Source organism: Spiroplasma endosymbiont of Notiophilus biguttatus (assembly GCF_964030985.1).
Classification (GTDB): Bacteria; Bacillota_I; Bacilli_A; order Mycoplasmatales; family VBWQ01; genus Spiroplasma_E; species Spiroplasma_E ixodetis_A.
Genome location: NZ_OZ034993.1, coordinates 673924 through 698429, shown reverse-complemented (window position 1 = coordinate 698429; position 24506 = coordinate 673924). Strand labels below are relative to the sequence as shown.

General features: G+C 27.3%; 39 protein-coding genes. 11 read left to right on the top strand and 28 right to left on the bottom strand.

The annotated features are described in order from the left end of the window. Window positions 1-12: 12 nt before the first annotated feature. Genes AAHM85_RS04245 through AAHM85_RS04235 form a run of 3 tightly spaced genes read left to right on the top strand, consistent with a single transcriptional unit; the run spans window position 13 to window position 2032 of the window. A complete protein-coding gene (locus tag AAHM85_RS04245) occupies window positions 13-1149 on the top strand; it encodes a hypothetical protein (RefSeq protein WP_342261104.1) in 1137 nt (378 codons plus the stop codon). Window positions 1150-1209: 60 nt separating this feature from the next. Next, on the top strand, window positions 1210-1557 hold the full coding sequence (locus AAHM85_RS04240; RefSeq protein WP_342260488.1) for a transposase family protein: 348 nt from the start codon (window positions 1210-1212) through the stop codon (window positions 1555-1557). A 4-nt stretch (window positions 1558-1561) separates the two neighbouring features. Then, the gene (locus tag AAHM85_RS04235) at window positions 1562-2032 is read left to right on the top strand and encodes a transposase family protein (RefSeq protein ID WP_342261103.1); all 471 of its coding nucleotides are present in this window, start codon (window positions 1562-1564) and stop codon (window positions 2030-2032) included. Here the strand turns inward: AAHM85_RS04235 and AAHM85_RS04230 are convergent. Then, window positions 1925-3205 (bottom strand): IS3 family transposase, encoded by a 1281-nt coding sequence (locus AAHM85_RS04230; RefSeq protein WP_342260894.1) that lies wholly within the window; start codon window positions 3203-3205, stop codon window positions 1925-1927. The two genes, AAHM85_RS04235 and AAHM85_RS04230, sit on opposite strands and share 108 nt — an antisense overlap. A gap of 55 nt (window positions 3206-3260) precedes the next feature. Here AAHM85_RS04230 and AAHM85_RS04225 point away from each other — a divergent pair, with 55 nt between their 5' ends. From AAHM85_RS04225 to AAHM85_RS04190, 8 genes are all read left to right on the top strand, one after another. Further along, complete coding sequence (locus AAHM85_RS04225) at window positions 3261-3428, top strand: hypothetical protein (RefSeq protein ID WP_342261712.1); 168 nt, start codon at window positions 3261-3263, stop codon at window positions 3426-3428. Between the two features lie 498 nt (window positions 3429-3926). Next, complete coding sequence (locus AAHM85_RS04220) at window positions 3927-5387, top strand: phage terminase large subunit (protein WP_342261102.1); 1461 nt, start codon at window positions 3927-3929, stop codon at window positions 5385-5387. A gap of 11 nt (window positions 5388-5398) precedes the next feature. Beyond that, window positions 5399-6748 carry a hypothetical protein gene (locus AAHM85_RS04215; RefSeq protein ID WP_342261101.1) on the top strand — a complete coding sequence of 450 codons (1350 nt, stop codon included), beginning with the start codon at window positions 5399-5401 and terminating at the stop codon, window positions 6746-6748. Beyond that, window positions 6678-7565 carry a hypothetical protein gene (locus AAHM85_RS04210; protein WP_342261100.1) on the top strand — a complete coding sequence of 296 codons (888 nt, stop codon included), beginning with the start codon at window positions 6678-6680 and terminating at the stop codon, window positions 7563-7565. The genes AAHM85_RS04215 and AAHM85_RS04210 overlap by 71 nt, the downstream gene beginning before the upstream one ends. A gap of 64 nt (window positions 7566-7629) precedes the next feature. After that, window positions 7630-7977 carry a transposase family protein gene (locus AAHM85_RS04205; RefSeq protein WP_342260488.1) on the top strand — a complete coding sequence of 116 codons (348 nt, stop codon included), beginning with the start codon at window positions 7630-7632 and terminating at the stop codon, window positions 7975-7977. Between the two features lie 4 nt (window positions 7978-7981). Further along, window positions 7982-8476, top strand: coding sequence for a transposase family protein (locus AAHM85_RS04200; protein WP_342260487.1), 495 nt, complete (start codon window positions 7982-7984; stop codon window positions 8474-8476). 169 nt (window positions 8477-8645) lie between these two features. Beyond that, a complete protein-coding gene (locus AAHM85_RS04195; RefSeq protein WP_342261099.1) occupies window positions 8646-9014 on the top strand; it encodes a hypothetical protein in 369 nt (122 codons plus the stop codon). 233 nt (window positions 9015-9247) lie between these two features. Further along, window positions 9248-10368 (top strand): IS3 family transposase gene (locus AAHM85_RS04190; RefSeq protein WP_425289706.1). Its coding sequence is split into 2 segments (ribosomal slippage): window positions 9248-9491 and window positions 9491-10368, totalling 1122 coding nucleotides; the frame shifts between segments, so codons are not numbered across the junction. 159 nt (window positions 10369-10527) lie between these two features. On the opposite strand, the gene rplQ is transcribed toward AAHM85_RS04190, so the two are convergent. From rplQ to rplD, 27 genes are read right to left on the bottom strand one after another with little or no spacing between them, the layout of a single operon-like run. Continuing rightward, a complete protein-coding gene (gene rplQ / locus AAHM85_RS04185; protein ID WP_252319218.1) occupies window positions 10528-10893 on the bottom strand; it encodes a 50S ribosomal protein L17 in 366 nt (121 codons plus the stop codon). Between the two features lie 18 nt (window positions 10894-10911). Next, window positions 10912-11880 (bottom strand): DNA-directed RNA polymerase subunit alpha, encoded by a 969-nt coding sequence (locus AAHM85_RS04180; protein WP_342261098.1) that lies wholly within the window; start codon window positions 11878-11880, stop codon window positions 10912-10914. 18 nt (window positions 11881-11898) lie between these two features. Further along, window positions 11899-12291, bottom strand: coding sequence for a 30S ribosomal protein S11 (gene rpsK, locus AAHM85_RS04175; RefSeq protein WP_252319229.1), 393 nt, complete (start codon window positions 12289-12291; stop codon window positions 11899-11901). 17 nt (window positions 12292-12308) lie between these two features. Next, window positions 12309-12707, bottom strand: coding sequence for a 30S ribosomal protein S13 (gene rpsM, locus AAHM85_RS04170; protein WP_174480910.1), 399 nt, complete (start codon window positions 12705-12707; stop codon window positions 12309-12311). A gap of 24 nt (window positions 12708-12731) precedes the next feature. Continuing rightward, the gene (gene rpmJ / locus AAHM85_RS04165; RefSeq protein WP_174480911.1) at window positions 12732-12845 is read right to left on the bottom strand and encodes a 50S ribosomal protein L36; all 114 of its coding nucleotides are present in this window, start codon (window positions 12843-12845) and stop codon (window positions 12732-12734) included. Between the two features lie 22 nt (window positions 12846-12867). Then, the gene (infA, locus tag AAHM85_RS08455; protein ID WP_425289712.1) at window positions 12868-13188 is read right to left on the bottom strand and encodes a translation initiation factor IF-1; all 321 of its coding nucleotides are present in this window, start codon (window positions 13186-13188) and stop codon (window positions 12868-12870) included. After that, a complete protein-coding gene (gene map, locus AAHM85_RS04155; RefSeq protein ID WP_342261097.1) occupies window positions 13181-13969 on the bottom strand; it encodes a type I methionyl aminopeptidase in 789 nt (262 codons plus the stop codon). Before map ends, infA begins: the two co-directional genes overlap by 8 nt. Then, on the bottom strand, window positions 13962-14627 hold the full coding sequence (locus AAHM85_RS04150) for an adenylate kinase (protein ID WP_342261096.1): 666 nt from the start codon (window positions 14625-14627) through the stop codon (window positions 13962-13964). The genes map and AAHM85_RS04150 overlap by 8 nt, the downstream gene beginning before the upstream one ends. Before the next feature lie 9 nt (window positions 14628-14636). Further along, window positions 14637-15995, bottom strand: a complete 1359-nt coding sequence (gene secY, locus AAHM85_RS04145) for a preprotein translocase subunit SecY (protein ID WP_342261095.1) — start codon at window positions 15993-15995, stop codon at window positions 14637-14639. Continuing rightward, window positions 15996-16439, bottom strand: coding sequence for a 50S ribosomal protein L15 (gene rplO / locus AAHM85_RS04140; RefSeq protein ID WP_342261094.1), 444 nt, complete (start codon window positions 16437-16439; stop codon window positions 15996-15998). Between the two features lie 9 nt (window positions 16440-16448). Next, window positions 16449-17153, bottom strand: coding sequence for a 30S ribosomal protein S5 (gene rpsE, locus AAHM85_RS04135; RefSeq protein ID WP_342261093.1), 705 nt, complete (start codon window positions 17151-17153; stop codon window positions 16449-16451). A gap of 18 nt (window positions 17154-17171) precedes the next feature. Then, entirely contained in the window at window positions 17172-17522 is a 351-nt protein-coding gene (gene rplR / locus AAHM85_RS04130) for a 50S ribosomal protein L18 (RefSeq protein WP_174480918.1), read from the bottom strand. 30 nt (window positions 17523-17552) lie between these two features. Continuing rightward, window positions 17553-18107 carry a 50S ribosomal protein L6 gene (gene rplF / locus AAHM85_RS04125; RefSeq protein WP_342261092.1) on the bottom strand — a complete coding sequence of 185 codons (555 nt, stop codon included), beginning with the start codon at window positions 18105-18107 and terminating at the stop codon, window positions 17553-17555. A gap of 12 nt (window positions 18108-18119) precedes the next feature. After that, window positions 18120-18524 (bottom strand): 30S ribosomal protein S8, encoded by a 405-nt coding sequence (gene rpsH / locus AAHM85_RS04120; RefSeq protein WP_174480920.1) that lies wholly within the window; start codon window positions 18522-18524, stop codon window positions 18120-18122. Window positions 18525-18537: 13 nt separating this feature from the next. After that, entirely contained in the window at window positions 18538-18723 is a 186-nt protein-coding gene (locus AAHM85_RS04115; RefSeq protein WP_174480921.1) for a type Z 30S ribosomal protein S14, read from the bottom strand. A gap of 1 nt (window position 18724) precedes the next feature. Continuing rightward, window positions 18725-19282: a 50S ribosomal protein L5 gene (rplE, locus tag AAHM85_RS04110; RefSeq protein ID WP_342261091.1), complete on the bottom strand. Its 558-nt coding sequence runs from the start codon at window positions 19280-19282 to the stop codon at window positions 18725-18727. Window positions 19283-19303: 21 nt separating this feature from the next. Continuing rightward, window positions 19304-19651, bottom strand: coding sequence for a 50S ribosomal protein L24 (rplX, locus tag AAHM85_RS04105; protein ID WP_342261090.1), 348 nt, complete (start codon window positions 19649-19651; stop codon window positions 19304-19306). Between the two features lie 13 nt (window positions 19652-19664). After that, on the bottom strand, window positions 19665-20033 hold the full coding sequence (gene rplN, locus AAHM85_RS04100; protein WP_174480924.1) for a 50S ribosomal protein L14: 369 nt from the start codon (window positions 20031-20033) through the stop codon (window positions 19665-19667). A gap of 21 nt (window positions 20034-20054) precedes the next feature. Continuing rightward, window positions 20055-20333, bottom strand: a complete 279-nt coding sequence (gene rpsQ, locus AAHM85_RS04095; protein ID WP_252319243.1) for a 30S ribosomal protein S17 — start codon at window positions 20331-20333, stop codon at window positions 20055-20057. Next, complete coding sequence (gene rpmC, locus AAHM85_RS04090) at window positions 20333-20824, bottom strand: 50S ribosomal protein L29 (RefSeq protein WP_342261089.1); 492 nt, start codon at window positions 20822-20824, stop codon at window positions 20333-20335. Before rpmC ends, rpsQ begins: the two co-directional genes overlap by 1 nt. Continuing rightward, window positions 20805-21290 carry a 50S ribosomal protein L16 gene (gene rplP / locus AAHM85_RS04085; RefSeq protein WP_281748520.1) on the bottom strand — a complete coding sequence of 162 codons (486 nt, stop codon included), beginning with the start codon at window positions 21288-21290 and terminating at the stop codon, window positions 20805-20807. The genes rpmC and rplP overlap by 20 nt, the downstream gene beginning before the upstream one ends. 1 nt (window position 21291) lies before the next feature. Further along, a complete protein-coding gene (gene rpsC, locus AAHM85_RS04080; protein WP_252319246.1) occupies window positions 21292-22035 on the bottom strand; it encodes a 30S ribosomal protein S3 in 744 nt (247 codons plus the stop codon). A 16-nt stretch (window positions 22036-22051) separates the two neighbouring features. Next, window positions 22052-22384 carry a 50S ribosomal protein L22 gene (rplV, locus tag AAHM85_RS04075; RefSeq protein WP_174480929.1) on the bottom strand — a complete coding sequence of 111 codons (333 nt, stop codon included), beginning with the start codon at window positions 22382-22384 and terminating at the stop codon, window positions 22052-22054. A gap of 12 nt (window positions 22385-22396) precedes the next feature. Next, the gene (gene rpsS / locus AAHM85_RS04070; protein ID WP_174480930.1) at window positions 22397-22669 is read right to left on the bottom strand and encodes a 30S ribosomal protein S19; all 273 of its coding nucleotides are present in this window, start codon (window positions 22667-22669) and stop codon (window positions 22397-22399) included. A 14-nt stretch (window positions 22670-22683) separates the two neighbouring features. Further along, the gene (gene rplB, locus AAHM85_RS04065) at window positions 22684-23547 is read right to left on the bottom strand and encodes a 50S ribosomal protein L2 (RefSeq protein ID WP_342261088.1); all 864 of its coding nucleotides are present in this window, start codon (window positions 23545-23547) and stop codon (window positions 22684-22686) included. A gap of 24 nt (window positions 23548-23571) precedes the next feature. Next, entirely contained in the window at window positions 23572-23865 is a 294-nt protein-coding gene (rplW, locus tag AAHM85_RS04060; protein ID WP_252319250.1) for a 50S ribosomal protein L23, read from the bottom strand. Between the two features lies 1 nt (window position 23866). Further along, on the bottom strand, window positions 23867-24496 hold the full coding sequence (gene rplD, locus AAHM85_RS04055; RefSeq protein ID WP_342261087.1) for a 50S ribosomal protein L4: 630 nt from the start codon (window positions 24494-24496) through the stop codon (window positions 23867-23869). Window positions 24497-24506: the final 10 nt, after the last annotated feature.

Genomic DNA, 24506 nt, shown 5'->3' with positions numbered 1-24506 from the left:
GAGTAAATTATTATGGCTATTAAAGACCCATTAATGTTTATTACAATTGAAGAATTTAAAAATTGAAAAGGATTTAATAAATTAGAATTTGATGATACTACAACACCAGATAATGAAATTTGATTTGCTATTTCAATTGCAACTAATAATATTGATTATTTAAGTGGTTTTGAAATTAGTAAAAAATGACCAGAAACTATATTAACAGAATTTACTAATGTTGTTCAAACTGCAACTGCATATTATGTTAGATTTTTATTAACAAAAGATAGTAATTATATTCGTGGTCAATCAAGTATTAGTCAAGGTGGAATGACTTATAGTGAAAATAATCCTAATGACCCTTATTTTATTGTTCCAGAAGTATTTAATTGTTTAAGAAAAATTAAAGAATATCCAAATATTACTGGTTTTAATTTAGATGTTTTACCTAAAAGAAATGATTTTTTTAGTAATTTTTATAGTAATTTTGGAGAAGATAGTCCTTTAACGAGATATATTGAATGTATAAATTTAAAATCTAAAGACCCTAGAACTAAAATAACTTTAGAAAATCCTAAAAATTTAATTGGAACTGAAGTATGAATTGATGCTACTGGTATTAAAACAGATATTGGTAGTTCATTATGAGAAGTTGATAAAGATAATCCTAATTTTATTTTCCCAAAAGATTTTAAAGGTATTAGTGCAAATGATAAACGTATTATTGATGTTGGAACACCTACATTTTTAACTGATGCAACAAATAAAGAATATGTTGATGAGTTATTAGATAAAAAACAAGATAAATTAACTTTTAATAATCAATTTAAAAATGAAAATAATACTATTTCATTAGATACAGAAATAGTATTTAATAAATTAGATATTCCAAATGTAAATACAACTAGTAAAACTGTTAATGGTGCTATTAATGAAAATAAAAATAATATTGATAAAAAGCAAGATAAAATTAATGATTTAGAAAATAAAATATTTAAAGATAAAGAACAAAAAGAAAATTTTATTGAATTACTTACTAATGCTTTTTATCTTGCAAATAGTCTTTTTGATGAAAATGAATTTTATGGAACAAATACAAAAGAATTAGGTAATAAAATTCACTTAAATACAGATGGTATTGTAACAATAGACTTACTGCATAACTAGTTAACTTTTTATTTTTTTGTTATTATTAAAATAAAATTTGAATAGTTAAGGATAAACTTTATGACATATTTTGAATTAAAAGATAAATCTGATCAATATTTTCGTAAAATAGTGGGTATTAATAAACTCGTTTTTAACGAAATTTTAAATATTTTATTAGAACATCAAAAACTCAAAACTACTATTGGTGGAAGGCCATATAAAATGTCAATAGAAGATCGACTAGTAATGAGTTTAAGATATTTATATGAAAATCGTACATATCATAGTATTGGTGCTGAGTATGGTATGGTTGATACTACTGCTTTACGAAATATTCGTTCAATTGAAGATATTTTAATAAAGAATAATAAGTTTAATAATTTAACAAATAAAAATATTTTTTTAAAAAGAAGAATTAAAAAATAAAATTTTGATAATTGATGTAACAGAGGTAGAAACAGAACGACCAAAATATAACCAAAAAGATTGATTTTCTGGTAAAAAATGAATGCATACTGTTAAGTTTCAAACCGTAATTAATGCAAATACTAATGAAATTTTAAATATTTTTTCTGATATTGGTAAAAATCATGATTTTAAAACTTTTAAGAATTCAAAGTTAAAGTTTTTACCAGAAACTATAATTCTTGCAGATAAAGGTTATCAAGTTTTACAAAAAATTCATGCTAATACATTTTTACCCATTAAAATTAGCAAAAATAATCCTAAAACAAATAAAACCAAAATCTTTAATAAGATTATTAATAAAACTCGTAGAAAAATTGGGCATTGGTTAGATAAGTTTACTTTCTTGTCTTCAAATCTGTACAAATTGATTTGGAGGCATTTTCAATCTAATAACTATTCTATCATTGTTTCAATATCTAACAAATTTTTCTAATATTTTATTAAAACTTTCCATACTTTCAAAAGTGCTACCAAACATCATTTTAAAATCTCTTTTAATTCAACGATTTAAACATTCACTAACTTGATTACCTTTAAAACCTGATAGACTTTTTGAGTGAATTAGATTAGTACTTGTATTAAAAACTTTACTAACAATTTCGCTTGTATTAGCAGAACCTAAATCTGATTGAATAGTCGTAAAATTACATTGTTTAGCACTCGCTAATTCTATTTGATTAACCACATTTAACACAGTTTTGGCATTTTCACTTTTGTTTATTTTTCAGCCAACAATTGAATTACTGTACATATCAGTAGCAAAAACAACTAATAATTTTGTTTTTTTATCACCAATAATTATATTTTTAAATCATGTGCCATCCATACCAACTTTTTCAAGAAAGTTATTACTTGAAAAATTACGTTTTAATAAATCTTTATTATTTTTTAAATCACTATTTTCTACTACTCTATTTGTTGATTTAGGTTCTAATAATAATTTAATATTATTATCTTTTAATATTTGTTTTATGCTTGTTTTACTGCATTTAAGACCTTTATTTTTTATTTTTAACTCTAATCTTACTTTTTCAAAACTAGTGATATTAATGTACTTTTTTTCATTTTTAATGAGAACTATTTTGTTTATTGCTTGTATCAAATTATCATTAATTTTTGATTGATATTGCTTTTTACCTTTTTTTACTCATAAATAGTATGCTGTTTTGCTAATAGCTATGTAAACAATAATTTTATTTAATTGATGACCTTTTTGCTTATATTTTTCTACTATTAAAAAACACTTATATTTTAATAATTTACTATTTTTTCCCCTTGTTAATTTCTTTTCACAGGCTAATTGCTCCTTTAAAAGTTCTTTTTCAACCTCATCTTTTAAAGCTTGTTTTCTAAGTTTATCAATTTCTTTGTTTAATAGTTTAATTTCAATATCTTTCTTATCGATCCTGTGAGAAGTTTGGGATTTAAAAATTTTGGTGAATGCATTTTCACCTTTAATTTGATATTGCTTAACCCAATTATAAATTAATACTGGAGTTGATAATTTATATTTGACTTGAATTTCATGTATTTTTAGTTTTTTATCAACTAAATACTCATTAACAACGGCTAATTTTGTTTCTTTTGAATAAACTTTATAATTCATAATTTCTCCTTCTGTATTAATTATTTTTAATTATATTACAGATTGAAAATATTAATTGGTAAACTTAAGTGACTGATGCCTTGAACATGTTTTTGCATTTTTAAAATGTTTTAAGATTATTGGTTATAAATTTAGAAAAGCCAGAAAACGAATATTTTTAAGATTTAATTTAATTGCAGGATTTTATAATTTATCATTAAAACTTAAAAACGTTATGCAGTAAGTCTAATTTTAAAAAATAAAAATATACCAGAATTAGAAACATTTTATAAAACTATTATAAGTGCAATTAATGAATTAAATAAAAGAACTAAACGTTTAAAAATTGATTCAAAAACTTTATTAACAAATGAAATTAGAGAAAATGAATGAGAAATTAATTTAAAAGAAAACCCAACACCAAGTCCAAGTATTCCAAAATGAAAAGATGTAGGAACAAGAGAAAATAATAAATGAGATAATTGACAAATTACTTATAATTTTCAAGAAAATAAACGATACAGAGTTTATTATTCTTGAAGTATATATAATCCAGTTTATGCTATTAAAGAATTTATTATAACTGATGATAGAATAGCTGGTATACGAGTAGATGTTTTTAATGATAATGAGAATATATTAGTTTTATCAGTAGCTCATGCAAAATCTGTTACTATTTTTTCTTTAAAAGGGGAAAGTAAAGGTAATTTATGAAAATTAGAAGAATTACAGGAATAATATTATGAATAAAGAATTTACTTATTTACATGAAATTAGTTATTGATTATTAAATAAAAGTGATTTTACTCATAGTGAATATAATCTTAGTGGAAGTCGTTATTCTAGTAAAACATATAGTATTGCAGAAGAATTAGCAATATTAATTGCTATTTCAATTAAAGTTAATAAATTAATTGCTATATATTGTTTTAGAAAATTAAATAAAGATATTAATGAATTAACTAAAGAAATTGATGAAGCTTTAATTAATATTGGTTTTGATTATAAAGATTTTAATTTAAAATATCCAAATAAACAAGCAGATTTTCGTTTTAAAGGTTCAAAATCATTTATTAGAGTTATGGGTGTATATAGTAATTCAAATGATAGAATACCTTTAAAAGGTCTTTCTAGAAGTGAAATAAAAGGTTTTGATTTAGCAATTGAATGATGTGAAGAAGCAAATGAATTTAGTCAACAAGAATTTCAAGCAATAACATTTGCATTAGGTAATGCTAAAAAAACTATTAAAATAAGAAGTTGTAATCCAGATAATATTTATCAATATTTTATTACTTATATGAATGAACGTGTACCTTTTAATTTAGAAATTATGAAATGTAATAATGAACAAATTAAATCAATAGAAGAAAATAAAATGTTTAAATTATTTCATTATTCAAATTGAAAATTAAATGAACATAATTTAAAACAAGATAAAATTAATGATTTAGAAGAATTAAAAGAATTAGATCCAATTAAAGCACAAAGTTGATATTATGGTGTACCTAGTGTTTTAACTGGTTCTATATTTGCAAGATATTTAGATAAACTTAAAACTGAATTAGATTTTAATGTTAATGAAATAGTTGGTGGTTTAGATTTAGGTTTTGCTACAAGTTCACAAGCTCATCCTACTGTTGCTGTTTTATGTTTTATTGGTGAAAATGAAAAAAGTAGAAGAATACATCAAGAAAGTGAATTTTATCATAGTAATGCTATTATGAAATTTAAAGATACATATGAATTAGCTAATAATATTATTGATTATTATTTAGATGAAAGTATTAAATTTCAAGCAATGAAATTTGGATTTACTTGTTATGTTGATTATGGTAGTGGTGGACTAGCAGTTATTGATATTCTTAAAAAAGAAGTAGAAAAAAGAAAAATAAATTGATTAAATTTTACTCCAGTAGATAAAACTACAATGTATTTAAGAGATAGAATTGATTGAGATACTATTTGTATGATTAAAGGTATATTAAGTATTAATTGAAAAAGATGTCCTAATACACATGAAGAATTATCAAAAATGCAATGATTAGCAAAATCTAAATTAGAAAATTCAAATAATGAACCACAAATGCTTGATTTATATGATAATTGTTGAGATGCAAGAATGTATTCTTGTATGCATAAAATGAAATGATTAATTAATAATATTGATAATGAATTATTAATTAATAAAAATAAATTTTAGGAGTGATAAAAATGAATAATCCATTAGAATATCTTTCTTGTAATAAAAGAGAATGATATAGTGATATTCCTATGAGAATTGCTCAAAAATCAACTAAATTATGATTAGGTAAAGGTTTATTATTTGATAGTGAAAAAGAAATTATTTTAAAATATTTTACTAATAAAATTATTAGTGATAAATGATTTGAAAAATTATATAAATTTGGAATACAAGAAAGTTTACTTGGAAAAGTATATATAATGCCAATTATTTATAAAGATAATAGTACAAGTTTAAAAGTATTACCTAATTCATTTGCTGGTAGAGTTGCTAAATATAATGAAGAAGAACAATGTGCAGAATTCTTTTTTATAAATGAACAAGCAGATAGTGCAACTTTAACTTGAGTAATTGCTGAAAATGGAAAAATAAGATTTGAAACTTATAAAAATGAAAAAGAAATTATTTTAGGAACAGCACATACAAAATTAAAACCTAATTTAATACCAAAATATAGTTATGAAATTAAAAATCCTTGAAATTATTTACCAATATTAGAAATAACAAATTTACCAATAGTTAATTTTTATGGTAATTCAACAACATTAAATGCATATCCAGATACTTATCCAGTTTGAAATTTAATTGAATATTATCATAAATCTTATACTCAAAGAAATGTTGATAGAGAATTAAATGTTACAACATTATTTGGTGCATTTGATAATGAAACTGTTAAAAATATGATTGAACATGGAAAAATTATTGATAATCCTAAAAAAAATATTGTAGTTAATGTTGGTACTGCTGGCTATAATAAATCTGGTGCTGGTGGTATGGAAGTTATACAAGGTGATTTTAAAGCTAGTAATTATATTTTAGATAAAGATGATTTAGGTAAAGATATTTGAAATGGTTCTGGATATGATTATAATGAATTTTCTGGTGTAAATTATGAAAATAAAACTAAATCATTATTTAATAATAAAAATGATATGGAAACTACAGAAACTAAAATAAGTCATTATTCATATTATTTTTATAGATTTTTTGATATGTTATTAATTTATGAAAAATTATGAAATGGTAAAGGTGATAGACCTTATAGTTTTAAATTTTTACCTATTGCTATGACTGACCAATTATTAAAACAAGAAATGATTAGTCAAAGATTAGCAGATAGAACAATGTCATATACACAAGCTATTGCTGAATTAGATGAAGTAACAAAACAACAAGCAAAAAAACATTATAAAGAAATAATTGATGAAGATAAACAAACAATAAAATTATTAGGAGAAAATGAAAATGATACATCAACAAATTCAATTAATGAAACATCTACATCTTCAATTAAAAAGACAACAATTGCTAATTAAAAGATGTAGTTATTGAAAAATATTTCCATTTATTATTAATAATGGTGCAATTCCTTTAACTGAAACTGGTTATAAACCAATTAATAGTAAAATAAGTGATTTTGGTCAATATGAATTAATATTAACTGGTACTACTCCAGTTGTATGTATTTGAAAAAATAGTACAAAAATATATCAAAAAAATAAAGGTAAAATTGATCCTATAACTCATAAACCTAGTGGTCAAGATGAATTTTATACAAAACAATATAAAATAGGTGATTATTGAAATGCTTATTTAATTGATGATACAAGTGGAGTTGATTTTAGTAATTTACCAAATAATCAAATATTTAAAACAGTACAAACTAAAAGACAATATACTTTAGTTATGTTTGAAGAACATATTACAATTGATGATTATTTACAATTTTTTGTAGTATTTAATGATGAAAATGAAAATATTGGTGGTAATAGTACTAAAAATCAAGATAGACAATTATTATATATTTCAAATGTAACAAATTATTATAGTCCTTATAATGGTGCATTTAGTATGCAAGTATTAACTTTTAGTAGTTTAAATGATAGAGTAGTTTCTACTGGTCAAAATACACTTGACTTTGTACAGTATGCTTCACCAGGTAGTGGTTATGCTTTCCCTACTATTCAACAAGGAAAAGTAACGTTAAATCGTACTTTAATGCGTGATATAGGAGTAAGATATAGTCATAGACAAAGTTATGGATTAGAATTATTAACAAGTTGTTATTATTATGGAAGACCAATAATTCAAGGACAAGAACCTATACAGCAAAATAATAGACTTACTGCATAACTAGTTAACTTTTTATTTTTTTGTTATTATTAAAATAAAATTTGAATAGTTAAGGATAAACTTTATGACATATTTTGAATTAAAAGATAAATCTGATCAATATTTTCGTAAAATAGTGGGTATTAATAAACTCGTTTTTAACGAAATTTTAAATATTTTATTAGAACATCAAAAACTCAAAACTACTATTGGTGGAAGGCCATATAAAATGTCAATAGAAGATCGACTAGTAATGAGTTTAAGATATTTATATGAAAATCGTACATATCATAGTATTGGTGCTGAGTATGGTATGGTTGATACTACTGCTTTACGAAATATTCGTTCAATTGAAGATATTTTAATAAAGAATAATAAGTTTAATAATTTAACAAATAAAAATATTTTTTTAAAAAGAAGAATTAAAAAATAAAATTTTGATAATTGATGTAACAGAGGTAGAAACAGAACGACCAAAATATAACCAAAAAGATTGATTTTCTGGTAAAAAATGAATGCATACTGTTAAGTTTCAAACCGTAATTAATGCAAATACTAATGAAATTTTAAATATTTTTTCTGATATTGGTAAAAATCATGATTTTAAAACTTTTAAGAATTCAAAGTTAAAGTTTTTACCAGAAACTATAATTCTTGCAGATAAAGGTTATCAAGGTTTACAAAAAATTCATGCTAATACATTTTTACCCATTAAAATTAGCAAAAATAATCCTAAAACAAATAAAACCAAAATCTTTAATAAGATTATTAATAAAACTCGTAGAAAAATTGAGCATGTTTTTGCATTTTTAAAATGTTTTAAGATTATTGGTTATAAATTTAGAAAAGCCAGAAAACGAATATTTTTAAGATTTAATTTAATTGCAGGATTTTATAATTTATCATTAAAACTTAAAAACGTTATGCAGTAAGTCTAATGAAGAAATATTTGAAAGTAAAGTATTTGCTTCAAGAAGATTATTTATTGCTGGTAATAATGACCATTCTACTACAGAAGTTAAAAATAATGGTGGTTTACTTGCTGGAATAAATGATAAAATAACAACAAGTAGTCATGCAGAAACTACATTTTATAATATAATGGATGCAAAACCTACTGGATTTACTAATTTTAAAAATTTTACAGAATGATTAAAAACTTCATTAAATTTTCAAGATAATTTATTTGTAACAAAAGATTTTAAAGGTATGTTAGCATTTGATAAAGATAAAGCAAGATTAAGTAATGGTACATCAGTAGGAGAAGCAAAATTCTTTTGAGATAGTGAATGAAATATAAATAATATCTCTGGTAATTATAATGTTGATATGTCAAGTAATTTTAAATATAAAGACCCAGAAAGTGGATTAATTATAGGAAGTCCAACTGTTGATTATAGTAAAATATCACAAAAATATATGTCAGCAATATTAAATTTCGGAATTTTACGCTTATTGGTTAACACTTAATTCTTAATAAATAATTTAATTATGATATTTTTAAATGTGATTTTTTCTTTACGGTTATTATATTTAAAACAAAATTCATTTAAATAAGATTGGAGTCATTTTTTTGAAACTCAATGAAATTGGCCGATAAAACCTCTTTTTAATATTGCTCAAAAACTGGATCGGCTACAATTTATTGGACACTAATTATGTAGACAAATAACAATATTTGTTAAAAGAAAGGAAATATAATTATGGCCAATATTACTTCATATACAGATGAATTTAAAAAACAAATAGTAGCTTTATATCAAAGTGGCAAATCAGTATCTTGTCTTGTTAAAGAGTACAATGTTACAAGAGCAGTTGCATATAAATGAATTAAGCAATTTACTAATTCGGGAAGTTTTAAAACTAAAGATAATCTTTCTGATTTAGAAAAACAATTAATTCAAATGAATAAAGAATTAAAACAATTACGAATGGAAAATGATATTTTAAAGCAAGCAGCACTAATAATAGGCAGAAAGTAGAGATTATTGCAAATAATAAATGAAAATATAAGATTCGCCCAATGTGTCGTTTTTTAAAAATTTCTAAATCAACATATTATTTTAATTTAAAGAAAAAAGAAGATAAAATCAAAAATAATATTTATGATCAAGCTGTTATTAGTGCTTTTAAAGAAAACAAATGTGTTTATGGAACAAGAAGATTAAAAGTCATACTAGAAAAACAAGAAATTTATTTATCAAGAAGAAAAATTAAAAAAATTATGGATAAACATAATTTAATGTCAAAATACACTAAATTATCATTTAAAAATCATCGTAATAAAGTAAATAATGAACAAATCACTAATATTGTTAATAGAAACTTTAATAATAGAATTAAAAATGAGGTGATTGTCAGTGATCTTAGTTATGTTGAAGTTAATGGTAAATGAAACTATATTTGCTTATTAATAGACCTATTTAACCGCGAAATTGTTGGACATAGTGTAGGTACTAAAAAAGATGCATCATTGGTATATCAAGCATTTATGCAATCAAATCGCTGTTTAAAAGATATGCAAATATTTCATAGCGATCGAGGTAACGAATTTAATAATAAAATTATTAACAAACTTTTATTAGCATTCAATATTACCCGCTCTTTAAGTAAAAAAGGTTGTCCTTATGACAATGCTGTTGCTGAAGCAACTTTTAAAACTTTCAAGACTGAATTTATTAATGACAAAAAATTTACATCATTAATACAGTTAAAATTAGAATTATTTGATTATATCAATTGATATAACAATATAAGAATCCACAGCACTTTAAACTACTTAACTCCCATTAAATATCAAGAAAAAATGTCTACCAAAAAATAGTCCTAAAAAGGGTTGCCATTTCATATCAATAATTGTATTAATAAACGTAAAATTCCGTTAATAAATACAATTTTATTTAAAATTGTCAACATATAAAAAAAGAGAAAACATAAAAATGCTTTACTCTTTCCAAAAATTTTCTTGCTTTAATATTTTTAATTAAACAAAAGTAATTAATACCATTGGTGCATTATCACCAGTTCTATTATCTACTTTAATTAACTTTGTATATCCACCTTTACGGTCTTTATATCTTTCAGCAATATTGCCAAATAATGTTGGAATAACACCATCTTTTGGATGCTCTTTAGTTGTGATTTTACGCAATTTAGCAATTGCCATTCTTCTTGAATGCAAATCACCACGTTTAGCTAATGTTACTAAAGGTTCAATAAATGTTTGTAATCTTTTTGCTCTTTTTTCTAACAAAACTAATTTTCCATGAACAATTAATTCACTTGCTAAATTACGGATTTCAGCATCTACTTTAGCACTATTTCTTCCGATATCGTTAATATATGACATTTTTTCTTATCCTCCTTCTTAGTTTTTAATAGAAAACTCTAAATTATGTTTTGATACACAATCTTCAATTTCTTTAATTGATTTTGAACCTAAATGTTTAATTTGTTTAATTTCATCTAAACTTTTACTTACAATATCACCCAAAGTTTTATAACCATCTCGTTTTAAACAATTGTATGAACGAACAGTTAAATTCAATTCTTCTAAAGCTTTGTTTAAATCATTATTTTCTTGCTCATTAGTAATTGAAATAACTTCAAAGTTTTTAACATTATCATCTAAATTAACAAAAAATTCAATATGACTCATTAAAATTTTAGCTGCCATTGCAATAGCTGATGCCGCTTTAACTGAACCATTAGTTTGTACACCAAGAATTAATTTTTCATATTCAATACCTTTTAATGTTTTAGTTACAGGTTCAATTTTATAATCAACTTTTTCAACGGGTGAAAAGTTTGAATCAATAGCAATAATACCTGAACTATTAGCAATTTCTTTTTTATTTTCCTCAAATGAAGAATAACCACGAGATTTCTTTACCATTAATTCCATTTCAAAAAGAACATTTCTTGAAGTTGTTCGAGCAATAATTAATTCTGGATTAACTACTCTAACATCAATTGGACAAATAATATCTCCGGCAGTAATATCTTGTTCACCAGTAATACTAATTTTTAAATTAGCAATTTTTTCGTCCTTTTGAATATCACCATCAAAAGCTAAAACTAAGTCCTTAACATTTAAAATTATTTCAGAAACATTTTCAATTACACCTTTAACTGCAGTAAATTCATGAGATACACCACTTATTCTAATTGCATATACAGAAATACCTGGTACTGAAGATAATAATGTTCTTCTTAAGGCATTAGCTAAAGTTGTTGCATAACCACGTTCTAATTGACTCACAATAAATTCACTGTAATTAATAGCACTATTTTCACTGTTTAAACTAAATTTTGGTTTTAAAAATTGTTGTTCCATGTTTTATTTTCACCTACTTTATTTTCTTGGTTTTTTTGGTGGACGACAACCATTATGAGGGATTGGTGTCACATCATTTAAATCTTTGATTTCAAAACCTACTGCTTGTAAACTACGAATTGATGGTTCTCTTCCTGGGCCTGTTCCATTAACAAAAACACTTAAAATTTTAACTCCGTGTTCCATAGCAGTTTTACCTGCAGCTTCAGCTGCTAACTGTGCTGAGTGAGGAGTTGATTTACGAGTTCCTTTGAAACCTACTGCTCCAGCACTTGATCAAGCAATAACATTACCATTAAGATCAGTAATAGTAACAATAGTATTATTAAAACTTGCTTTAATAAATGCTTTTGCTTTAATAAAATTAGGATTAACTTTAATTTTTTTCTTTACTGTTGTTTTTATATTCATTATTTTTTTCCTCCTAATTAACTTGCTTTTTTCTTGTTAGCAACCGTTTTACGTGGTCCCTTGCAAGTTCTTGCATTAGTTTTTGTTGATTGTCCTCTAGCTGGTAATCCTTTACGATGACGAATACCACGATAACATCCAATTTCCATTAATCTCTTAATGTTTAAAGACACTTCACGTCTTAGTTCACCTTCGGTTTTATATTTCTTTTCAATTAATTGACTAATTGAACTTAATTCTTTTTCTGTTAATTCATTAATTTTTTTAGTTTCTTCAATTTTTAGTTCTTTTAATATTTCTGAAGATTTGCTGCGACCAATTCCATAAATTCTTGTTAAACCAATTACTGTATGTTGATTTCCAGGAATATTTACTTGCGCAATTCTTCGACTTGCATTGTTAGTATTTGATGTCATATTTATTTTTCCTCCTTAATATTTCTATCCTTGACGTTGCTTATGTTTAGGATTTTCACAAATGATTACATTACGTTTTTTACGTTTGATTGGTTGACATTTGTCACAAATTTTTTTAACTGATGCTTGTACTTTCATCATTTTCCTCCTGTTAAACCTATTAGTTTTCTTTATTTTCATCATCTTTATTTATCGGTAAATGTGTAGTAGACATTCTGTTACGAAAAGTAATTCGTCCTTCAGTTAAATTATAAGTTGATAATTCAACTTTTACATGATCACCTTTGATAATTTTAATTTTATGTGTTTGCATACGACCAGATGGTCTTACAATAGGAGTAAAGTCATATTCATTCAATTTTACTTTAAATCTAGCATTAGGTAAGACTTCTATTACTACACCTTCACATTCAATAGTACTATCATTAGTTTTTTTTACTTTTTGAACTTTAGGTTTAACTACTTGTTTTGGTTTAGCCATTAATTACATTCCTCATTATTTTTTGATTTTCATTAAGTATTGTTAGTACTTCACATCCATCATTAGTTACTAGGATAGTGTGTTCAAAGTGAGCAGTTTGCTGTTTATCAGCAGCAATTACTGTTCACTTATCACTTAAAACCAGAATTTTATCAGTTGTTGTTTGAACCATTGGTTCAATACAAATTGTCATTCCTGACTGTAATTTTATTCCAGTGTTGGGCTTACCAACATTAGGAATAGCTGGGTCTTCGTGGAGTTTTTTACCAATACCATGCCCAGTATATGATGTTGGTAAATAAAAGCCTTCGCTTTCTACATAAGTTTGAATAGTGTTACTAATATCACCAATTCTAACTCCTGGTGCAATAATTGCTATTGCTTTATTTAATGACTCTTTAGTCACATTAATAAGTTTTAATTGTTCTGGTGTTGGTTTACCACCAACACACATTGTAAAGGCAGAATCTGCATGATAACCATTAATAGCAGCACCAGCATCAATTTTCACAATATCATTCATTTTAAAAGGTTTATCATTAGGAATACCATGAATTAATTGTTCATTAACTGAAACACAAATCGTGGCAGGAAAACCATGATAATTTAAAAAAGAAGGTACAGCATTATTTTCTTTAATAATTTGTGCTGCCACTTTATCAAGCATTTTACCAGTTATTCCAACTTTTATTATCTTTGCTAACTCTTTATGAATAAGTGCTACTACTTGACTAGCGGTTTTGATATTTTGAATTTCACTTTGACTTTTAATGCTAACCATTATTTTTATTTCCTTTTAATGATGATAAATATGATTTAATTTGTTTTTTAATATCACTATTATCTTGGTTGGCATCCACTGTTCTTAACAGTCCACGTTCTTGATAAGAATCTACCAATGGTGCCGTTGCTACTTTGTAAGTTTTTAAACGATTGATAATTGTCTTTTCATCACTATCATCAATTCGCTTAATTAATTTTACCCCATCATTATCACAAATACCAGTAATCTTTGGTGGTAGGAAATTAAGATTATAAATTGCTTTACATTGAGGACAAGTAACTCTTGAAGACAAACGTTTAATAATTGTTTCCTCATTAATATCTAGATACAATACCATTGAAAGCGTTTCATTCAAACTTGTTAATACTTTATCTAATGATGCTACTTGTGAGATTGTTCTTGGATAACCATCAAGAATAAAATTATGTTTAATATTTTTTAAAGTATTACTAATAATCTCATTTGTAATCTCATCAGGAACATATTGACCCTTATTAACATAAGTTTGAGCTTTTTTACCTACTGGTGATTGTTTTGTGATTTCATCACGAAACAAATCACCAGTTGATAAATGCATTAAATTATATTGTTCTTTCAAAAACTGTGACTGTGACCCTTTCCCTGATCCTGGTGGACCTAAAATAATTAAATTCATCGTTACCCCCTAAGACCATAAGTGTTCTTTAACATCTTTGTTTTCCTTATAATTTAAGAATGAATGTTGAGTAATTCGTCCCTTAATTTGTTTTGTTGTATCTAATCCTACTCCAACCATAATTATTAATCCAGTTCCACCAACCGCTAATGAAGAAGGTAGATTAGTAAATTTAGAAATCAAAAATGGAGTCACTGCAACAGCAGTTAAGAAAAAGGAACCAATCGTACTTAAACGATTTAACATTCTTTTAATATAAACTTCTGTTTCCTTCCCTGGCTGAACGCCAGGAATATAAGTTCCTGATTTTTGAAAATTCTTAGCCATTTGTTCGGGATTAATTTGCACTTGTGCATATAAGAAAGTAAACATAATCGTCATTATAGCAAAAATACTAATTCCCGGCCACGACTGTAAAGATAAATAATTTCTAGCAAAATTAGCAAAACCACTATTTTGATCAACAATTTGCGCCACTGTCATTGGAGCAGTAATTAGTGCCGAAGAAAAAATAACAGGAATTACTCCGGCTGAGTTAACTTTTAAAGGTAAATAAGAACTTTTATCACCCTTTAAAGTTAAACCACTACCAGTTTGTTGAATTGGTAAGTGTCGCTCTGATTCACTAAAGAATACAACAACAAGAATAATCAGTAGGAAGGCCGCAAAATAAAGAGCAAATTTTAAAGCCCCTTGAAAAATAACACCGTTATTAGTATCTGGTCCTACTCAATACTTAAAAGTTGAAGCTAAGTTAAATGGTAAATTAGCAGCAATTCCACCAAAAATAATTAATGAAATTCCATTACCAATACCACGATTAGTAATCTGATCAGCCATTCATAATGATAATATTGTTCCTGCTAATAAAATAGCTGGAATTAATACATAATAAAAGACTTCTGGTCCGGCTGCTCCCGACCCCGAACTTCAATCAACACTAATAATATGTTGAGATTGTAAGCCAAAGATAGTGGCAAAACCTTGCATAATAGCAAAGGGAACAGTTAATACTCGATTCATTAACTCTAATTTTTTCTTACCTTTTTCTCCTGATTTAGCCCATCTTGTTAAAGTAGGAACAACATCAGTTGATAATAACTGTACAATAATTGATGCAGTAATGTAAGGTGACACTCCAAGTGCAAAAACAGAAAATCTGCTAATAGCACCCCCACCTAACATTGAAATTAAATTAAAGAATTCAATACCACTACTATTACTACTACTTAAATCTTCATTCAAAGTTACTCCTGGAACTGTAATAAATGCTCCAACACGAAAGATAAATAAAATAAAAATGGTAAATAAAATTCTAATTATAACTTCTTTATACTTTTTTATTAATTCACGGGTTGTTGTGAACACTTAGATCACCTGCGCTTTTCCTCCGGCTTGTTCAATAGCAGTAATTGCTGATTTTGAAAATTTATGAGCTTTAATTGTTTTTGGTGTTGTTAATTTTCCTTTACCAAGAACTTTAATACCATCTTTTTTACTTCTAACTAATTTTAATTGAAATAAAAGTTCAGGTGTTATTTCATGCTCTTTAATTAAATCAATTTGTTCTAAGTTAATAATACTATAATTGGTTGTAGTAAAGTTAGTAAACCCTCGTTTTGAAATACGACGGTACAGTGGTGTTTGTCCTCCTTCAAATCCAGGTCTTGTTCCACCACCGGTACGAGCATTTTGCCCTTTTGTTCCTTTACCAGCCGTTTTACCTTTTCCAGATGAAGTTCCTCTACCTAAACGTTTAATGTCTTTACGAGAACCTGGTGTTGGTTTTAAGTTATGTAATGTTGTTTCCATGATCCACCTCTAACCATTACTACGCTTAGTAGTAAGATTTTTATTTTTTATAAAATATTCTACTGGTTTAACATTGCCAAGACCTGCAATTGTTGCTCTAGCTAAATTAATTTTATTTCTAGATCTAAATGCTTTTGAATAAATATTATGAATACCAGCTAATTCTAAAATATCACGAGCAGATCCACCAGCTTTAATTCCAATTCCTTCTTTAGCTGGTTTTAATAAAATTTCACTTCCACAATATTTACCTTTAACTTCATGAACAATAGAATTATTGTTTTTAGTTATCGTAATTGTTGTTAAATTTTTGTGAGCAGCTTCAATTGCCTTTTTAATTGCATCAGGAACTTCATTGGCTTTAGATATCCCAAAACCAACTACTCCTTTACCATTACCAATAGCAACAGCAGCAGAGAAACGCAATCTTCTTCCCCCAGTTGTTACTTTGTTAATTTTTCTGATTCAAATCACTTTTTCAATAAATTCACTTGGATTTTTTGATTTACGTTCAAAATTTTTACGTGGTTCACGAACTTTATTTTCTTTTTTATCGTGGCTATTTCTTGGTTGTGATGAATTAGTATGTCTAATTTTATTTTCATTACCAGTAAGATTTTTTACTTCTGCTTTAACAGAAGGTTTTGCTACTGATTTTTGAACTTCAGTATTTTCTTTATCATCAATAATTGTTTTTTTATTTTCTAAACTCATACTTTTAATTCTCCTTCTTTAGAATTCTAATCCAGCACTACGCGCTGCTTCTGCGAATGCTTTCACTTTACCATGATATAAATATCCACCACGATCAAAAACCACTTTTTTAATTTTTTTCTTAATAGCTAAATTAGCAATTGTTTCTCCAAGTTTAGTAGCAGCATCTATATTGCTTTTTGATGCTAAATCTTTAAATGTTAATGTTGATACACCAATAATTGTATTTGAAGCAGTATCGTCAATAATTTGAGCATAAAAACTATTATTAGATTTAAAGATATTTAAGCGTGGTCTTTCACTAGTACCCATAATTTTACTACGAATACGATAATGACGAACTTTACGAGCTTGTTGTTTATTAATCATTTTCTATTCTCCTTAAGTGCCAGTATAAGATTATTTACCTTTACCAGCAGCTTTTCCTTCCTTACGACGAATGTGTTCATTTTTATACTTAATTCCTTTACCTTTATATGGTTCTGGTTTACGGAATTTACGAATTTTGGCTGCAACTTCTCCAATTAATTGTTTATCAATACCACTAATTTGTAATACTGTTGGTTTAGGAGCAACAATAGTAATTCCTTGCGGAATTTGAAACTTAATAGGATGAGAATATCCTAATGTTAAATTTAAGATATTAGCTTGGACAGCAGCACGATATCCAACACCATTTATTTCTAATTCTTTCATGAAACCTGTTGATACACCAACTAACATTCCATTAATTAATGAATTAGTTGTTCCGTGAAGTTGTTTATTTTTTTTGTTATCATCAGGTCTTGTTGTAGTAATAGTTTTTTTCTCTTCATCAACGTTAATTTTAATAACATTTGGTAATAGTTTTTTTAAAGAACCTTTTGCTCCTGTAACAGTTAACAAATTACTTGCATCTAGCGTTATTGAAGTATTTACTGGAATGGTAAGGATACGGTTACCAATACGTGACATATAGTTTCCTCCTTATCATACATAAGCAAGAACTTCGCCACCAAGACCAAGTTTTTTTGCTTGTTTATTTGTCATAATACCTTTTGATGTAGAAATGATTGCAATTCCATAACCATTTAACACACTTGGTAAGTCTTCACATTTTGCATACATTCTTAATCCTGGTTTAGATATTCTTTTTAAACCAAGAATTGGGCTTTTACCAGTATGAACTAATAAAAGTTCTAATTTAGGTTTGCTAGGATTTTCTTTAGTAACACGATATTTTTCAATATAACCATTTTTTTGCAAGATATCCGCTATCTTAACTAGTTGTTTTGAAGAAGGTACACTAACTACTCGATGTTTACTGCTATCCGCAGCGCTAATAGCATTACGAATAACTGTTAAAATATTACTTATTGGATCTGTCATCATAATTATATACCTCCTATCATGATGCTTTTCTAATACCAGGAATTTGTCCTTGGTATACTAAACCGCGAAAACAAATACGGCATAACATAAATTTACGAATAACCGCATGAGGACGGCCACACTTTTGACAGCGTGTATATGCTTGCGTACTAAACTTTGATTTACGGGCTTGTCTTACTTTTAATGAAGTTTTTGCCATCTTATGCCACCTGCTTTCCTTGTTTTTTAAACGGTAATCCTATTTTTTTTAATAATAATAATGCTGTTGCATTATTTGATGTTGTGGTAATAATTGAGATTTCCATACCACGAACTTTATCTACTTCTTCATAATTAATTTCAGGGAAAATAATTTGTTCTTTGATACCAACAGTGTAATTACCATTTTGATCAAATCCTTTAGATGATAAACCTTGAAAATCACGAATTCTTGGTAAAGAAATTGAGATAAATTTATCAAGGAAATCATACATTTTTTCACCACGTAATGTAACTTTACAACCAATTGGCATTCCTGCTCTTAATTTAAAGCCGGCAATTGATTTTTTTGCTTTAGTAATAATTGGTTTTTGACCAGTAATTTTTGATAATTCAGATACTGAATTATCAATGGCTTTTGGATTACTACTTGCATCTCCAACACCAATATTAATAACAATTTTTTCAATTTTGGGTACTTGCATTATTGATGTAAAATTTAATTCTTTTTGCAATTGGGGAATAATAGTTTTATTATATTTTTCTTGTAAACGATTCATTTTTATGCTGTTACTCCTTTATTATCGTAATTCTGTTTCAGATCTTCGTGCAATACGAACTTTTTTGCCATCTTTATCAATTTTGTACCCAATTTTTGTTACTTTTTTATCTTTTTTACCATCAATGATCATTACATTAGAAATGTGAACACTAGTTTTTACTTCCACAATTCCACCTTCTTGATCATTTTGAGTAGGTTTTTTATTTTTCTTAGCAGTAATACCTTCAATAATAACACGATTTTTTTCACGAAGTACTTGGATAATTGGTCCGGTATGACCTTTATGCTTTCCTGCAATGATTTTAATTTGGTCGCCTCTTTTTAATTTAGTATCAAGACTAATAACTGGTTTCTTTTTGCTTGCCATTTATTTCATCCTCCTAAACAATTTCTTCTGCTAAAGAAGCAATTTTATTATAACCACGCTCTTTAACTTCACGAGCCAAGACACCAAATACTCTAGTACCACGTGGCGTTTTATCTTCTTTAATAATTACTACTGCATTATCATCAAATTTTACACAAGAACCATCATTACGTTTTACACCAAATTTACTACGTACGACAACTGCTTTAACAACTTGTCCTTTTTTCATTGCACTATTAGGTGTTACTGATTTTGCTGAACAAACAACAATATCACCAATTTTAGCAAATTTTTTAGTACTACCACCCAAAACTCTAATAACCATAACTTCTTTAATACCAGTGTTGTCAGCCACATTGGCTCACGATAGATTTTGTAACATCTTTCTTATCCTCCTGGTTAATTAAGCTTTTTTATTTGTTTTAGATTCAATAATCTTTAACAAACGGAAGCGTTTTAGAGCTGAAAGTGGACGAGTTGAAATGATTTCAACCTTGTCACCAATTTTAGCTTGGTTAGTTTCATCATGGGCATGATACTTTTTAGTTGACTTAAAACTTTTATGGTACATTGGGTGTCGTTTTGAAGTTTCAACAACAACAGTAATTGTTTTATCATTTTTGTCAGAACTTACAATTCCAACAAAAGTTTTACGTTGTTTGTTTGGAATAATATTTGTCATTATTCTTTGTCCTCCTTAGCTGGTGTAACAGTTTTCTTAACTGTAGGTTTTTTAGATGGTTTTTCTACTTTAGTAGCAGTAACTTTTTTATCTTCTTTGTTTGATGATTTTGCTTTAGTTGTTTTTTCAGTAACTTCTTTTTTAGCAATTTTATCTGATTCTTTAATAACTTCTGATTTAGTTATTGTTTTAACTTTAATATCTTTTTTATCAACTTTAGCAACTTTTTTAGTTTTTTTGCTTTCTTTATTTTCTTCTGGTAATACCATTTTATTAATATGTAATGGTTTGATTTTTTCACCATTATTAATTCTGATAGTTAATTCAGTTTTAATACGAGCAATATCCTTACGAAGATTATTTATCATATGCGGAGTTTCTAGTTTACCTAACGAACTTTGAATTCGTAAAGCAAACAATTGCGCACGAAGAGTTTCTTCATGTTGTTGTAATTGTAAAGTTGATTTATTTTTAATTACTTGCATTTCCATTTGCTTCACCCAATTCTGTTGTTAAATTTTTAGCAACCTTTACTTCTTCTGTTGGTTTTATTTCTCTAGTAACAATTTTACATTTGATTGGCAACTTGTGCATTGCAAGACGCAATGCTTCACGTGCTGTTGCTTCATTAGGATATGATACTTCAAACATAACTGTTTTTGCTTTTACTACTGAGACTCAATGATCAATTGAACCTTTTCCTGAACCCATACGTACTTCCGCTGGTTTTCTAGTAATTGGTAAATGTGGAAAGATTCTAATTCAAACTTTTCCACCACGTTTCATGTAACGTGTCATTGCTACTCTGGCTGCTTCAATTTGTCTTTCAGTAATGTAAGAACCTTCTTCAGCACGAAGTCCGTAAGTTCCAAAAGCAACTGTTTTACAACCTTTTGCAGTTCCTTCATAACTTAAACGGTGAACGCAAGAGTGTTTATATCTCTTAGGTATAGCCATCTTACTTTACCTCCTTACGTGGTTGTTGTGAGTAATTATTTCGGCGATTGTTATTATTTCTTTGATTGTATTTTGAAATAATTTCAGGTTGAGTTGAGTCAGTTCCTGATAAAATTTCACCTTTATATACCCAAACTTTAATACCAATTTGACCAAAAGTTGTTTTTGCCTCAGCAGTAGCATAATCAATATTACTACGTAATGTTGCTAGAGGAACACTACTTTCTGAATAACCTTCAACACGTGCCATATCCGCTTCACCAAGTCTTCCTGAAACACGAGTTTTAATTCCCTTTGCTCCAGCGCGAAGTGCTTTACGAATTGCTAATTTTTGTGTTGTACGATGTGACATACGATTGCTTATTTGTTGTGCTAATGTATTAGCAATTGTTTGCGCATCAATATCAGGATTTTTAATTTCAACAACATTAATTCTAATACCTATTTTACGATTTTTAATTGTTTTACGAACTAGTGTTGTTAATACTTCAATGTTTGATCCACCTTGCCCTAAAACTGAACCAACACGAACACAGTGGATAAATAAGGTAATTTGTGATTTAGTTCTTTCAATTTCAATTTTAGAAACGCCAGAAGTTTTTAAATGCGCAAATAGTGCTTTTCTAATTTTGTGGTCTTCTAAAATTCATTTTGCTAAATCTTCATTACTAGTTGCATATCAACGTGATTGTCAATCTTTATTGATACCATATCTTAATCCATTTGGACTAACTTTGTGACCCATATTACTTATTTACCTCCTAATTATCGCTAACCACGATAGTGATTTTGCTTGTTCTTTTTAAGATTTGATATGCTCTACCATGAGCACGGGGCATAAATCTTTTCATAGTTGGACCTTCATTTACAAATATTTCCTTAATACGTAATTTGTTGGCTTCCATTCCATAGTTATTAGCAGCATTAGCAACTGCTGAATTAATTAATTTTATAATTGGCTGTGCTGCGCGTTTTTTTTCATGAGCTAGAATTACTAGAGCTTTGGCAACAGCATTATCACGAACTAAATCGGCTACTAAACGCACTTTTCTTGGACTAATGCGTAATTTATCTAAATGAGCTTTTGCTTCCATAATTTCTATCTCCTAACGCTTTTTCTTGTCAGAACCGTGACCACCAAACTTACGTGTGGGTGCGAATTCTCCTAATTTATGACCAACCATATCTTCTGTTACATATACAGGTAAATGTGTTTTGCCATTATGTACACCGAATGTATGTCCAACAAATTGTGGGAAAATTGTTGAACGACGAGATCAAGTTTGAATAATTTTTTTTGATTTATTTTTATTTTGAGTCTCCACTTTGTTTAATAAATGACTATCAGCAAAGGGTCCTTTTTTTAAAGATCTTGACATATATTACTTTCCTCCTACTTTGTTGCATTTCTTCTTCGTACAATTAATTTATTTGATGCTTTTTTACTATCACGAGTTTTTAATCCTAATGCTTTTTTACCTCATGGTGTTACTGGAGCTTTTCTTCCGATTGGGGCTTTACCTTCTCCTCCACCATGTGGGTGATCATTTGGATTCATAACACTACCACGAACAGTAGGTCTAATTCCTTTTCAACGATTTCTTCCTGCTTTACCAATGTTTACTAAGTTATGATCATCATTTCCAACTGTACCAATTGTAGCTCGACAATTACTTAATACTTTTCTAACTTCACCTGATGTTAATTTTAATAATGTATACTTAGCTGTTTCATCACGACCAAGAATTTGAACACTACCACCAGCACTTCGTGCCATTTGTCCACCTTTACCTGGTTTTAATTCAACATTATGAACAACTGTTCCTTGTGGAATCTGTGATAATAGTAAACAGTTACCAACAGTAATATCAATTTTAACAGTATCACTGTTTTCACCACTTAATAACTTATCTCCTACTTTGATTCCTTTTGGTGCTAAGATATAACGCTTTTCACCATCAAGATAAGAAATAAGACAAATGTTAGCATTACGGTTTGGATCATATTCAATTGTTTTAACTGTCCCAACTACATTATCTTTGTTACGTTTAAAATCAATAATACGGTATTTAACCTTATGACCATTACCTTGATGTCTTACTGTAATTTTACCTTGATTATTTCTACCAGCTTGTTTAACTAAATTTACTAATAAAGATTTTTCAGGGCTATTACCAATAGTTAAGTTCTGTTTGTAATCCAGAACGGTCATATTACGTCTTCCTGCAGTAGTGGGATTAATTTTTCTAATTGCCATTGTTTTTTTCTCCTTCCAATCTCATTAGCTTTGTTCTTCAGAACTAAACAAACTTAATTGTTCACCAGGAGCTAATTTAATAAGAGCTTTTTTTACTGCCGATGTTTTTCCAACAAATCTACCAACAGTTTTAGTTTTTGGTTTACTATTAATAATATTAACGTCTGCTACTTTAACTTCAAAAATCTGTTCAAAGGCTTTTTTAACGTGACTTTTATTAGCTTTACGGTTAACAGTAAATGTATAGATACCTTCAGCCATTTGTTTATAAGTTTTCTCAGTTAATACTGGTTTTACTATAACTTCACTTAAATGCATATTAAATTAAAGCCTCCTCAACGATTTTAATTGCCTCAGTAGTAAATAATACTTTTTTAGCATTTAATAAATCGTAAATATTAATACTATTAGCAGTGATTGTTGTTGTTCTAGGTAAATTGCGACCTGATTTAATAACTGTTTCTTTACTACTTATTCCTGAAACAATTAGTGTTTTATTATTTGCTAATTCTAAAACTTTTAAAGTTTCTAACATAATTTTAGTTGAAGGTTTTTTGAAGTTTAATTCATCAATTACAACTATGTTTTTATTTTGGAATTTGGCAGCCAATGCTGATTTTATTGCCAATCTTCTTACTTTTTTTGGTAATCCAATTAAATAATTACGATCAGTATTTGGTCCAAAAACAATCCCCCCACCTTTTCATTGTGGTGAACGAATTGAGCCTTGACGCGCATTCCCTGTTCCTTTTTGTTTTCATGGTTTTCTACCACCGCCAGCAACTTCAGCACGACTTTTAACAGCGTGTGTTCCTTGACGTTTTGTAGCATTATAACTTAATAAACTATCAAACTGCGCTTGCTTGTGGGGTTCAATTCCTCAAATTTTTTCGTTTAAAGTTAATTCGCTAACTTTTGTTCCAGCGTTGTTAACAACATTAATTTTCATTTTGCTATCC